General features: G+C 71.2%; 10 protein-coding genes. 2 read left to right on the top strand and 8 right to left on the bottom strand.

Features of this window, described 5'->3' with window-relative positions; genetic code table 11:
- The 3 genes from VFZ20_RS29895 to VFZ20_RS29905 all read right to left on the bottom strand — a co-directional run.
- The coding region (locus VFZ20_RS29895; RefSeq protein WP_329687628.1) for a DNA polymerase III subunit alpha at positions 1–2,466 on the bottom strand (2,466 nt) is incomplete at its 3' end.
- Between the two features lie 52 nt (positions 2,467–2,518).
- Positions 2,519–3,937 (bottom strand): hypothetical protein, encoded by a 1,419-nt coding sequence (locus VFZ20_RS29900; protein WP_329687629.1) that lies wholly within the window; start codon positions 3,935–3,937, stop codon positions 2,519–2,521.
- The gene (locus VFZ20_RS29905) at positions 3,867–4,604 is read right to left on the bottom strand and encodes a hypothetical protein (protein ID WP_329687630.1); all 738 of its coding nucleotides are present in this window, start codon (positions 4,602–4,604) and stop codon (positions 3,867–3,869) included. Before VFZ20_RS29905 ends, VFZ20_RS29900 begins: the two co-directional genes overlap by 71 nt.
- 638 nt (positions 4,605–5,242) lie before the next feature.
- Between VFZ20_RS29905 and VFZ20_RS29910 the strand changes: the two genes are divergently transcribed.
- Entirely contained in the window at positions 5,243–6,325 is a 1,083-nt protein-coding gene (locus tag VFZ20_RS29910; protein WP_329687631.1) for a serine/threonine-protein kinase, read from the top strand.
- Between the two features lie 169 nt (positions 6,326–6,494).
- On the opposite strand, the gene VFZ20_RS29915 is transcribed toward VFZ20_RS29910, so the two are convergent.
- Positions 6,495–7,412 (bottom strand): NAD(P)/FAD-dependent oxidoreductase, encoded by a 918-nt coding sequence (locus tag VFZ20_RS29915; RefSeq protein ID WP_329687632.1) that lies wholly within the window; start codon positions 7,410–7,412, stop codon positions 6,495–6,497.
- A gap of 691 nt (positions 7,413–8,103) precedes the next feature.
- Here VFZ20_RS29915 and VFZ20_RS29920 point away from each other — a divergent pair.
- Positions 8,104–9,489: a M28 family metallopeptidase gene (locus VFZ20_RS29920; protein ID WP_329687633.1), complete on the top strand. Its 1,386-nt coding sequence runs from the start codon at positions 8,104–8,106 to the stop codon at positions 9,487–9,489.
- A gap of 81 nt (positions 9,490–9,570) precedes the next feature.
- Here the strand turns inward: VFZ20_RS29920 and VFZ20_RS29925 are convergent, their stop codons facing one another.
- From VFZ20_RS29925 to VFZ20_RS29940, 4 genes are all read right to left on the bottom strand, one after another.
- Complete coding sequence (locus VFZ20_RS29925) at positions 9,571–9,936, bottom strand: hypothetical protein (RefSeq protein WP_329687634.1); 366 nt, start codon at positions 9,934–9,936, stop codon at positions 9,571–9,573.
- The gene (locus tag VFZ20_RS29930; RefSeq protein ID WP_329687635.1) at positions 9,933–10,226 is read right to left on the bottom strand and encodes a hypothetical protein; all 294 of its coding nucleotides are present in this window, start codon (positions 10,224–10,226) and stop codon (positions 9,933–9,935) included. Before VFZ20_RS29930 ends, VFZ20_RS29925 begins: the two co-directional genes overlap by 4 nt.
- 285 nt (positions 10,227–10,511) lie before the next feature.
- Complete coding sequence (locus VFZ20_RS29935; protein WP_329687636.1) at positions 10,512–12,128, bottom strand: type II secretion system protein GspD; 1,617 nt, start codon at positions 12,126–12,128, stop codon at positions 10,512–10,514.
- Positions 12,119–12,616 carry a hypothetical protein gene (locus VFZ20_RS29940; protein WP_329687637.1) on the bottom strand — a complete coding sequence of 166 codons (498 nt, stop codon included), beginning with the start codon at positions 12,614–12,616 and terminating at the stop codon, positions 12,119–12,121. Before VFZ20_RS29940 ends, VFZ20_RS29935 begins: the two co-directional genes overlap by 10 nt.
- Positions 12,617–12,741 lie beyond the last annotated feature (125 nt).

Consider the following 12,741-nt stretch of genomic DNA (forward strand, 5'->3'; position numbering starts at 1 on the left):
TTCGCACTCTCGCACTTTCGCACTTTTCTCCAGCGTGCAGTCCCACGTGCTGTGCGCCAGGTCGATGGGCAGCACTTCCACGCCGTGCTGCCGCGCGTCGTGAATGAGCGTGGACACGGGATAGAAGCCCATGGGCTGCGCGTTCAGGATGGCGCACAGGTACTCCGCGGGATAATACAGGCGCAGCCACGCGCTGGCGTACGCCAGCAGCGCGAAGCTGATGGCGTGCGACTCCGGGAAGGTGTAGCTGGCGCACGCCTCCAGCCATCCCAGCACCTTCTCGGCCGCGGCCTCGTCCACGCCGCGTGCCTTCATCCCCTCGCGGATGCCGGCCGTGGCGGCGAACATCTCGTCCTTGGTGCGCTTGCGGCTCATGGCACGCCGCAGCCGGTCCGCCTCGCCCGCGGAGCAGCCGCTGACGACGATGGCGCACCGCATCAGCTGCTCCTGGAACAGCGCCATCCCGTGCGTGCGCGACAGCACCGGCTCCAGGTCCGGGTGCGGATACTCCGTGGGCACGTGGCCGCGCCGGCGCGCCAGCATCTCCTTGACCTGCCCGCCCAGCATGGGGCCCGGGCGGATGGCGCCCACGGAGATCACCACGTCGTAGAAGCAGGTGGGCTTCAGGCGCGGGAGAAAGTTGGCCTGCGCGCGGCTCTCGATCTGGAACAGACCGATGGTGTCGGCCGCGCCGATCTGCGCGTAGACGGCGGGGTCGTCCATGGGCAGACGGCCGATGTCCACGTCCACGCCCCGGTGCTCGCGGATGAGGTCCATGCACTGGCCCAGCAGCTTGAGCATTCCCAGCCCCAGCAGGTCGAACTTGGGGATGCCCAGGTCCGCGCAGTCGTCCTTGTCCCACTGGATGACGGTGCGGTCGGGCATGGACGCGGGCTCGATGGGCACCACCTCGCCCAGCGGGTGGCCGGAGAGGATGAAGCCGCCGCTGTGGATGCCCCGGTGCCGCGGCACGCCGTACAACCCGCCCACGAGCTTGACGAGCGCCCTGGCGCGGGGCTCCGCCGGGTCCAGCCCGACGGCCCGCAGCGCCTTGCCGTCGGCCATCTCCAGCCACTCGGCGGCCGTCTTCGCATTCGCGTAGCCGTCCACGCGCTTGGCCAGGAAGTCCGCGTCGGCCACGGGAAAGCCCAGCACGCGCATGGCGTCGCGGATGGCGCTGCGGCCGCGGTATTCCACGTGGGTGCACACCATGGCGGCGTGCGCCCGCCCGTACTTGTGGTAGACGGACTGCAGCACGCGCTCGCGGTCGTCCAGGGCCGCGAAGTCGATGTCGATGTCGGGCGGCTCGGGGCGCTCGGGGGACAGGAAGCGCTCGAAGAGGAGGTCGTGGGCCACGGGATCCACGGCCGTCACCCGCAGCGCGTAGCACACGAGCGAGTTGGCGGCCGATCCGCGGCCCTGGCACAGGATGCGGTTCTCGCGCGCGAAGCGGCAGATGTCCCACACCACCAGGAAGTGGTCCGCCATCCCCACCTGCCGGATGACGCGCAGCTCGTGCTCCAGCTGCGTCCAGTGCGTCTGCGACGCCTCGGGCAGCCGCTCGCGCAGCCCCGTGCGCGCCAGGTGCTCCAGCATCTCGTCCGCGGACGCCCAGCCCACGGGCAGGTCGAAGCGGGGATGGACGGTCGGCATCTCCAGCAGCTTGAAGCCCGCGCAGCGCTCGGCGATCTCGCGGGTGCGGCGGATGCCCTCGGGCGCGGACCGCCACCGGCGCGCCATCTCCGCCGGCGGCTGCAGGGCCCACTCGGCACTGGGGCGCAGCCAGCCGCGGCGGTGCGCCTCGTCCAGCGTGGTCTCGCGGCGGATGCAGGTGAGCAGGTCGTGCACGGCGCGGCCGGAGGCGTCGGCGTAGTGGACGTCGTGCGTGACCGTCCAGGGCACGTCCATGTCGCGCGCCAGGTCCAGCAGGTCCGCGCACAGCGAGGCCTCCTGGTGCGTGCGGTGGTCCCACAGCTCCAGGTAAAAGCGGTCGCCGAACACGTCACGCAGGCGGCCGGCCCAGGCGCGGGCGGCCTGGTGCCGTTCCTGTCCCAACAGGGTCGCCAGCCGTCCCCGCGGGCAGCCGGAGAGGGCCACGATCCCCTCAGAGCGGGCCGCAAGGGCGTCGAAGGCGATCCCCGGCTCCCCCCGCGGGCTCTCCATCCGCGCCTGCGAAAGCAGCGAACAGAGGTTTCTCCATCCTGTCAAGTTTTCCACAACGAGGGTGAGGTGCGAGCGATCCGCAAGGGTGATTTCGGCCCCCAGCAGGGGAGAAATCCCGCGCTCGACGCACGCCCGCGAAAACCGGACGGCGCCCCCCAGGTCGTCGTGGTCGGTGAGGGCCAGGTGCGTGTAGCCAAGCTCCGCCGCCCGCGCCGCGAGGCCCTCGGGCGTCGTAGCACCGTCACCGAGCGAAAACGCGCTGTGACAATGGAGCTCGACGTAATCCTGTTGATTCACAAGCACTTAGCTCAAAACCGATTCGTTTGCGCCGTCGCGGCTACGTAACGGACGCCCCTCAATCGTACCAGCCTTCCAGGTACCACCGGCCGCTGGCGGCGTCGCGGTAGACCAAGCCCAGCCACCCCTCCGGCGACTCCACGCGCCAGTACTCCCGGGCGGCCGCGCGGGCCCACCACGCGCCGGAAATGCGTTCCGGCCCCTCGGCCCGAGTTTTCCACATCCGGGGTGGAAAACTCCCCATCCCCCCGCCCGGCAACGCATTCGGGAGGGAGGCCAGGTCCACCTGCAGGGGACGGTGCTCGTCGTCCTCCCGCACGACCACCTTCACGGGGTGCGGCAGGCGGCGCAAACAGAGCGACAGGGTGTTGCGAAAGGCGATGGGCCCCTCCTTCGCCGGCTCGGTCCCGGGCGGGCGAGCGGCGGAGAGGGGGGCGATGCCGTCGCTGCCCCGCGCGGACCATTCGGCCTGCTCGCCGGGGAGGTGCGCGCCGTGGTGCACGGCCGCGCTGAGCGCCCCGTCGCCCCAGCGGGCAAAGACGGGAAGCAAGGCCGCGTGCAGGGCGCCCGGGTCCGGCGCGGGCGCCTGGAAGGCGTCCAGCTGGTCCGCCCGCGCCGTCCCTTCCTCTTCCGCGACGAGGGAGACGCCGCGGAGGCGACCCGCGAGCGGATGCGCGTCGACCACGCGGCGGCACAGGTCCGCCAGCACGCGCGCGTCGCCCGTGGGCCGCGCGGGGCGAATCTCGCGCACGTCGTCGGGCCGGTCCTCCACGCGCAGCACCAGCCGCAGCCGCGCGGGGATGCGCTGCCGGGCCCGCAGCTGCGCCGCCACGGAATCGATCAATCCGCCCAGGACAAAGCGCAGGGGCTCGGCGCTCTCGATGGGCGGCTCGAAGTCCGTCTCGGCCGCGGCGATGCCGGGCTCGGCGGGGCGAAAGGGCCAGCGCCCGTCGTCGCCGCGGGCCAGGCGCCACGCGCGCAGCCCCTCGGCGCCAAAGCGCAGCTCCACCTCCGCCGGCACCAGCCCCGCAAGGTCGCCGCACGTGCGCAGCCCCAGCAGCTCCAGCGACTGGCGCAGATCGGCGGAGACGGGGAGGAGGCCCAGGGAGCGGCGGCGCAGGTAGTCGCCCTCGCGGCCGCGGGGAACGACGCGCACGGCGTGCACGCGCTCGCGCGTGGCGGCGGCCGCGGCAATGCAGCACGACGCCACGCCCACGTGCGCGGCCGCGCCCGCGCGCTCGGCGGCCTGGACAAGGGCGCGCGCCACGGCCGCGTCGCCGCCGTGGCCCTCCATCCCGGTCACGTCCGCCCAAAAGGCGCGGGGGTGACCGCGGACGGGGATCACGCGGGGCGCGGCGGCCAGCAGGGCCCCGGACAGCGCGGCGCGGGCCGCACCGTCCCAGGCCTCAGCGGCGGGCGCCGGCGCGCCGGTCAGCTCCGGGATCCGGATGCAGGCGATCCGTCGGCTCGTGGACAAGCTCCACCTCTCGTAGTCCCGTGCGGCTGCCCCACCCCTTGCCGGCCTGCACGCCGGACGGGCGCCGAAAGCGTCCACCCGCGCGAAGGCCGGGGGTCACGCCCGTGCGCCGGAACTCCAGCTTCACGTCCGCCCGCCACTGCGCGCCCGCGCCGTCCACGGAAACCAGCACGGCCGCGTCCGTCTCGCGGGCAATGGCGCGCAGCCGGTGCGCCTCCACGGGCGCGGGCGCCACGCCGTCCAGGACGACGAGGCCAAACGCGCCCGTGCGCAGCAGCGTCTCGGCCACCCACGCGCCCTCCTCGTCGTGGCCGTCCGCGGGAGGCCGGGCCACCCACAGCCCCGGCGCGGAGCCCCCGTCGCCCTCGCACCACGCGGCGGGGTCCAGCGTGCGGCTGGCGTCGACGATGGCCACGAGCGTCTCGCGGCAGGCGGCCTCCACCAGCACGCGCAGGGCGGCCGTGCGGCCCGACGTGGCCTCGCCGGCCCACAGCGTGAGCGCGCGGCGCTGCACCCCGCCCGGCATCAGCGCGTCCAGCGCCGCCACGCCCGTGCGAAAGCCCGGGCGCTCCCGCGAAGGCGCCTGTCCCGGTACGGGGACAATGGCCTCGCCAAAGCGCTTTTCGAGGTTGGCGCGAAGGAGCTGAAGGTCGACTGCGGCACTCACGGAAATGGTCCTGACAAAGTGTACGCCGAGCGGTTGGGGACACCGCTGGCACAAGCAAGAGTAATACCGAATAATCCCCGAAACAACCCTCCGGCATAATCGACCTAAGTATCTGTGGATAGACTACTTACGGATTGCCGTACGAATCGTACGCGTGCACATTGCACACGTTTCCACCGCCCCGAAGTGGGTGTAATTCATGTGCATGTGTGTTGGCGTCATTGCACGGTGGGGCGCAAACATTCGCGCCGTACACGGGGGGCAAAGTGGCCGCCCGTCCACGAGGGAGACGTTTCGATATCCGGTGGAGATTTTCAGCCCGGGCGGGCGGGATTCTCGAAAGGGACGGGACCGGCGGTCTCACACGGGGTCAACGGATTCAGCGGGGAACGGTTCGGGCTCGCGCCTCCTCACCGGCCCCCGGCTTCGCGAACGTTTACGGCAACTGCATTCTCACGCAGAGCCGCGGAGGACGCAGAGAACGGCAGTGGAGGAGGTCCGTTTTCCGTCAGGGGCGCAGGCCGAAACGGAGCGGGGCGGCGCGGGGTACGTCCGTTGCGTAGATGGGACGTGGTATTTTCCCATGCAAGGCGCGCGGGACGGCGTTCACGTCCCGCAACTCGTTCCAGGACAGCAGAATGACACGAGCGGCAGTCGCGCGGGCGCGGTACCAGGGACTGGCGGCCGCGCGCCGCTGGACCCACGACCCGGCCCGGCCGCGCGAAAAGTTCTCGCTCTCCGTGGGCGACAAGGTGGGCGAGCTCACCGTCATCGGGCACCTGGCGTGCGGGCGGCAGACGGAGCTGTACCAGGTGTGGAGCAACCGGCACTGGTGCGCGCTCACGGGCAAGATCGCGCGGCCGGAGTTCATCAAGGACGGCGTGGCGCCGGTGGCGTTCCGCCGCGAGGCCGAGGTGCTGGAAAAGCTGCGGCATCCCAACATCGTCCGCCTCTTTGGCGCGGACGAGGCCGACGGGCGGCCGTACATCCTGATGGAGTACCTGGCCGGCCCGTCGCTCTTCGACGTGCTGGAGGGGCTGCCCAAGCGCCGGCTGCACCTGCCCGACGCCATCCGCGCCATCATGCACGTGGGCGCGGCCATCCACTACCTGCACCGCTGCGGATACCTGTACCGCGACCTCAAGCCCGGCAACGTGCACCTGCGCGAAGGGGTGCCCGTGCTGCTGGACTTTGACGTGGTGCGGGAGATCGAGCCCATCCGCCGCCCCGCCGACCGTTTGGGGACGGCCCCGTACATGGCGCCGGAGCAGGTGCTCAAGGAGCCGCTCACGGCCGCCACGGACGTGTACGGCCTGGGCGCGCTGCTGTACGAGCTGGTGACGGGCAAGTGGCCCACCGAGGAGCCGGTGGAGGAGGACGAGGACGACTGGAACGAGTTCGACGACGAGGACGACGACGAGCCCGAGGCCCGGGTGGTGCAGCGCACGCCGCAGACGGGCGAGCGCGACCTGACGACGAAGGAGCTGGAGCAGCGGTATCCACAGATCAAGCACGCGCCCTTTCCGCCCCGCGCGCACGTGAGCGGGCTGCCGCGCGAGCTGGAGACGGTGATCCTGCGCGCCCTGGCCACGGACCCGGGAGAGCGCTACCAGACGGTGTCGGGGATGCTGGCCGCGCTGGCGCCCATGCTCAAGGGCCGGCACCGGCTGTGGCCCGAGAACGCGCCGGTGGAGCGGCGGGCGGATACGCAGTCGCGATGACCGCAGGGAATAGGTGATAGGGAATAGGGAATAGCCTGCAACTGCGGGTTACGGGGGGCAGGTTACAGGGGACAGCCTGCAACTGCGGGGAAACGCGAAGCGGGGCTGATGAGAGATCATCAGCCCCGCTTCGTTTCACTTCCGCACTTCCGCACTCACGCACTGCCGTTCAGCCGATGCGGCGGTCGTCGCCGATGAGCGACTTGTGCAGGCCGATGGCCGCGCGCACGCCCTCGGACGCGGCGCGGATGGCCAGGCGCGAGCCGGGCGTGATGTCACCCGCGGCATACACGCCGGGAACCGTGGTCTCGTGGTCCTTGTCGATCTCCAGGCTCCCCTCCTCGTCCGCCTGGCAGCCCAGGTCCGCGGGAAAGGACGCGCCGGGGCCGGACGCCACGTGGAAGAACAGCGCGTCGAAGTCCTCCGACGCCCCGTCGTGAAAGACGGCGCACTCCACCTGGCCGTCCCTGCCCTCCAGCCGGTCGATCACGTCCTCGCGGACGGGGATGTTCCAGCGGGCCAGGGCCGCGCGCGCCTTTTCCTCCAGGTCCGGCGGATGGCCATGCGTGAGGATGGTCAGCCGGTCCGTCCAGGTCAGCATGTACATGCAGAAGGCCGCGATCTGCCGCCCCCAGCCGATGACGCCCACCTTGCAGTCCTTGACCGACGGCCCGTCGCAGTCCGGGCAGTGCCAGATGCTTTTGCCGTAGAAGTCCGGCAGTCCCGGGATCTCGGGGATGATGTCGCGCAGGCCGGTGGCCAGCAGCAGCCGCCGCGCGCCAAAGACGCGGCCGTCGTCCAGCTCCACCTCGAAGTTGTCCTTTTCGCCGGAGACGCGCAGGACGCAGGCGGGCTCGTACTCGGCGCCGGCGTCCACGGCCTGCAGGCGCACGAGCTTGCGGAACTCGGCGGGGGGGATATCCTGCCGGCCGGGGTAGCCGTGCACGGCCCAGGTGTCCGCGTTGCGCGGTTCCTCGCGGTCAAAGACGCGCACCTTGCGGCCGTAGCGCGCCAGCCACAGCGCCCCCGAGAGCCCCGCGGGCCCCCCGCCGATCACCACCACGTCGTACATCCCGCCGTACGTCATCCGCCCTCCGGTAATCCGTCGCGCTCCGGCTTCTCGTCGCCGCGAGCCTCGTGCAATCCGCGCGCCTTGTGAGTGCGTGAGTGCGTGAGTGCGTGAGTGCGTGAGTGCGTGAGTGCGTGAGTGCGGATCGAACATCATGCGGAAGGCAGAGTCCGAGCGGCGCCCCCACCGGGCTCGTAAAACTCGCCCACCTCCCCCCAAAAACCCCTGGGGGAGGTTGAACTGCGGCGCAGTCCGGGCCACACGAATAATGGCGTGCCCCGCGCCGGAGCGAATGAATTCTCCGCTGGAAAGGCACGAAGTCCGCCTACGCGGACTGCCCCAGCACAGGCCGGCCGACGTGCACCGGGCCGGGGGTTCACGCAGTTGAAGCCTCGTTCGCAGAGCGCGTCAGCGCGAGACGGGGCTTACCGCAGTCCCAGCGGCGGGTTTACCCGCTCCGGCGAGGTCCCGGCACCGTGCACCGACCGACGCCTGCCACCGCCCCCCACCGCAGTTGCCCGCTGTCCACCGTACCCTGTCCCCCGTAACCGGCAGTTCCGCGGTTTGGGTCAGTTGCCCGCTATTCCCTATTACCTATTACCTATTCCCTATTCCCTGCCGTCCTGGCCCCAACGTTGCCGCGCACCCAGCAATCAGTATTCTGTATACCCCGAAAGGCACAAACACCAACGGCTCCCGGAGAAGCTCCGTGCATCGCGTTCCGACCCTTGCATCCGCCGCCCTGCTGGCGCTCGCCGCCGCGGGCGCGCAGGCCCAGCAATCGCCCGCCGCCCCGTCCGGGCAGGGGCCCGGCGGCGAGAACCCGCGCATCCACGAGATCGTGCGCGCCGTGCAGCCCACGCGCATCGAGAGCGACGTGCGCCGGCTGGCCGGCTTTGGCACGCGCCACACGCTGAGCGACACCACGTCGGCCACGCGCGGCATCGGCGCGGCGCGGCGCTGGATCTACGACGAGTTCCAGCGCATCAGCCGCGAGTGCGGCGGGTGCCTGGAGGTGATGTACGTGGGCGAGGTGGTGCCCGGAAATCCGCAGTCCCGCATCCCCACTGACACGCGCGTCGTGAACGTGGTGGCCATCCAGCGCGGCCAGACGGATCCCGGGCGCTACCTCATCGTCCAGGGCCACTTCGACTCGCGCGTCACCGACGTGATGAACGTCACGGCCGACGCGCCCGGCGCAAACGACGACGCGTCGGGCACCTCGGCCGCCATCGAGGCCGCGCGCGTGCTCTCCAAGCACCGCTTCGACGCCACCATCGTCTACACGGCGCTGGCCGGCGAGGAGCAGGGGCTCAACGGCGCGCAGATCTTCGTGCGCCACGCGCAGGCCAACGGCTGGCGCATTGCCGGCGTGCTGAACAACGACATCGTGGGCAACACGCGCGGCATCGGCGGGCAGGCCAGCAACACGGTCATGCGCGTCTTCTCGCCCGGCGTGCCCACGGACGCGCCCGCCGCGGAGCTGCGCCGCTTCCTCTACAGCGGCGGCGAGCTGGACGTGTCGTCGCGGCAGCTGGCGCGCTACGTGGACCGCACGGCGGACCGCTACGTCCCCGAGCTGGACGTGGAGGTCATCTACCGCCTTGATCGCTTCGGGCGCGGGGGCGACCACACGCCGTTCTTCCAGGCCGGCTTTCCCGCCGTGCGCCTGACGGAGATGTACGAGGACTACACGCGCCAGCACCAGGACCTGCGCACGGAGAACGGCATCGTCTACGGCGACACGCCCGACATGGTGGACTACGTGTACACGGGCAAGATCACGGCGCTCAACGCGGCCACGCTGGCGTCGCTGGCCTGGGCGCCCGCCGCGCCCGACAGCGTGACCATCCGCGGCGCGCTTTCGGCCAACACCTCGCTGCGCTGGAAGGCCGTGGATGCGGCGGACCTGGCCGGCTACCGCGTGTACTGGCGCCGGGCCACGTCGCCCACGTGGGACTACTCGCGCTGGGTGGGCAACGTGACGGAGACCACGCTGGAGAACGTCATCATCGACAACTACTTCTTCGGGGTGGCCGCCGTGGACCGCGACGGCAACGAGAGCCTCGTCGTCTTCCCGTCCCCCGGCCGCTGACGACGACGATGGATGATGCAGGATCGCCCCGCCGGCACGCTGCCGGCGGGGCGATTCTTCGTTCCGATGTAATGCGATCCGCTACGCGCGTGCGCGGCTCCGGCGAAACCAGCCGCCGAGCCAGAACAGGAGGCTCCAGTTCACCACGATGCTCACCAGCATTCCGGGGTAAAGCAGATGGGCGGGAAGCGCCTCGAGCCCGAACTGCAGGGGCAGACCGGCGGGGGCACCGAGCAGGAACCACCCCAGCACCGAAAAAATCTCGATGCTCTCGAACGGCCATCTGGCAATGTGCGTGGCGTAGAGAATCCACAGGTGCAGCGCCGTCGCCAGCATGGCGCCCACGCCCGCGCCGATCAGGGTGCTTCGAACGTGCGGAGATCGCGGCATGATGTTCGTCCGATCGTTGGGTCCTGCGACCGGCACGCTCGCGGTCGGCCGGGTCACTCGACGCGCGGCTTGATGGCGACGGCGTCCGTCAGCCACGCGCGCAGCTCCGCGACGGAGCGCCAGCCGGAGCGGCGCTGGTCCGGCGACGGCTCGGGCATCGTGCGCTCCACGCGCTCGTGGACCACGCCGTACCACACCTCCGTCTGCACGTCGGGAAAGGCGTGGTCGGGGAGAAAGAGGTAGACGGTGCTGAAGCGCGCCTCCAGCGTCTCGAACGGCGTGTCTCCGGCCAGGAAGCCCGCGATCAGCGCGTCCAGCGTCTCCAGCGAATCATCATCCATGCTCATGGGCTCCCGACGGATCTCCTGAATCAGTGTTGCCAGACCGTTCCGCGCGAAACCGATCTTGGGGTGCGCCCGCGAGACCGTCCTCCATGAAGCCGGCTTGTCGCTTCGCGGGCAAGATCCTTCGTCGCCGCCATGGATCCTGACCCCATCAAGGGGAGGCGGCGGCTCCTCAGGATGACCGATCCGGGGGACGGGTCGAAAGACGCGCGGAGGAGGCGGCGTACCACGATGAAGTACTCTGCTGCCTCTGCTCCCTCTGCGTGAGAATGCCGTTCCCTTCCCCGCTCACGGCTGGGACTGCGGCGCGACCGGCTGACCCGGCTGCGCGGGGAGCGCGGCGGGAGACTGCGCGCTGTCCGCGGGCGCGGCCCGGATCAGCTCGGGCTGCTTGCCCAGCGCGCGGCGCATGTTGCGGCGGGTGCGCACCTGCTCGGCCGCGTCCTGCATGTCCTCGTCCGAGTAGATCACGTGGGGCGTGATGAACACGAACAGCTCGAACTCGTCGTTGCTGCGCAGCTTGCGGCCAAAGATCCCGCCGATGAGCGGGATGTCGGACAGGAACGGGATGCCGCCGCTGGTGCGGTTGCGCTCCGAGCCGCTCAGCCCGCCCAGCACGGCCGTGTAGCCGTCGCGCACCAGCAGCTCCGTGCTCACCGAGCGCGTGTTGATGACGGGGGCGTTGATGGTGCCCACGGCGGCCTCGGAGGCGCTGTTCACCTCCTGCGTCACCTGCAGCTGCACGAAGCCGTCGGCGCTGATGGTGGGCAGCACGCGCAGGCTGGTGCCCACGTCCTTGTACTGCACCACCTCGTCCAGCACGCCGCCGTCCGTGGACCGCTGCACCTGCACAAAGGGCCGCTGCTCGCCCACGACGATCTCGGCCTCCTCGTTGTTGGCGGCCAGGATGATGGGACGGTCCAGGATGACGACGTTGTTGCGGCTTTCGCCCGCGCGCAGGATGAGGTTGAGGTCGATGCCGCCCACGTTGAGCGCGCGGATCACCAGGTCCGTGGCATCACTGCCGACCGTCTGCCCGCCGAACCGCGTGTTGCGCGATCCAGGCAGGCGCGCATCGCTCTCCGTGGACGCGTCCAGGCCGTACTCCAGGGTAAAGTCGCGACTGACGTATGCCACGGTGGCCTGGATGAGCACCTGCAGCGGCCGCACGTCCACCTGCTCCACGGCGGCGCGGATGAGCTCGTAGTCCGCCCGCGCGGCGCGCACCAGCAGCGAGTTGGTGCGAAAGTCGGGGACGATCACCACCTCCCCGCCAAAGCTGCCCGACGGCGTGCCGCCGGCCGTGACCTGCGGCGGCTGCTCGCCGTACGGCGACACACGGTTGGCGTTGAGCTGGTCGTTGAGCGTGCCGCGCCGCTGGCTGCCGATCTCGCCCACGGCGCCGCCGCGGCCGTACAGCAGGTTCACCGTGGCGGCCACGTCCGCCGCGCGCGCGTGCCGCAGGCGGATGACGAACAGCTCCATGCCGTTGGCCGACGCCAGCGAGCCGCCGCCGGGCCCGCCCGGCACGGGGAACGCCGTCTGCACGGGCGCCGCGGGCTGCTGCGGCTGCTGGGCGGCGCGGATGGTGTACGATCCGCCCTCCACCTGCTCCACCACGTAGCCGAACTGCGCCACGAGGTTGCGGATGATGCCCAGCACGTCCTGGCGCGCCACGGGGCGGCCGCTGGTGAAGGTGACGCGGTGGTCGCCGATGGTGGAGAAGAACATCGGCGCGTCCACGTACTGCGCCAGCATCTGCACGGCGGAGCGCAGGTCCACGTTCACCAGGTTCACGTTCACGCCTTCCGCGCTGGCCGAGACGGGGTCCTGCGCGGCCAGCGGGGGCGCCGCCAGGCACAGCAGCGCCGGCAGCAGAAATCGTCGAAGGGGGGTTACTGCCATCGTCTTACCGTCAGTCGCCAGGTGGTGTCGGGCGCCGACACCACCACCGTGGTGCGGGTCACGTCTCTGATCCTCAGGTCACCGAACACGTCGCCGCGCCGCACGACCACGGAGGTGCCCTCGCGGCCGGGAATGCCTTCCATCACGGCCTGCCAGGGCGGGCCCACGATGCCCGTCACGGCCAGCTGCGGCCGGGGCGGGGGCGGCGGCACGTACGGCGCGGGCATGCCGGGCATCATCGCCCCCGGCTGGTTGAAGCCGATGGGCGCCGGCGCGCGGTCCAGCCGGAACGGGTTGCCGCCCACGACGGCCCGCCCCGCCGCCGCCAATCGCGCGCGGGGCACGGCGCGGGGCTCCGGCGGCGTGGCCTGCAGCGCGCTGGGCGGCGCGTCGGCATCCGGCTCGGCGCGGCGCCAGCGCTGCCAGCCCAGGACGAGGACGAGCAGGGCCAGGACCCACAGCATCGCCTCCAGCCTGCGTCCCTTCACGGCGTCCCTCCCGTCGAAAGGAGCGAATCCGCCGCGTCCACGTCCGCCGAATCCGTCGCATCCCCCGAATCCGCCGCCGCGTCGTTCGGGGCGGAAGCGGAGTCGCGGGGGGCGGCGCGGGCCGT

Origin of the sequence: Longimicrobium sp. (assembly GCF_036280135.1) — a bacterium.
Lineage (GTDB): Bacteria > Gemmatimonadota > Gemmatimonadetes > Longimicrobiales > Longimicrobiaceae > Longimicrobium.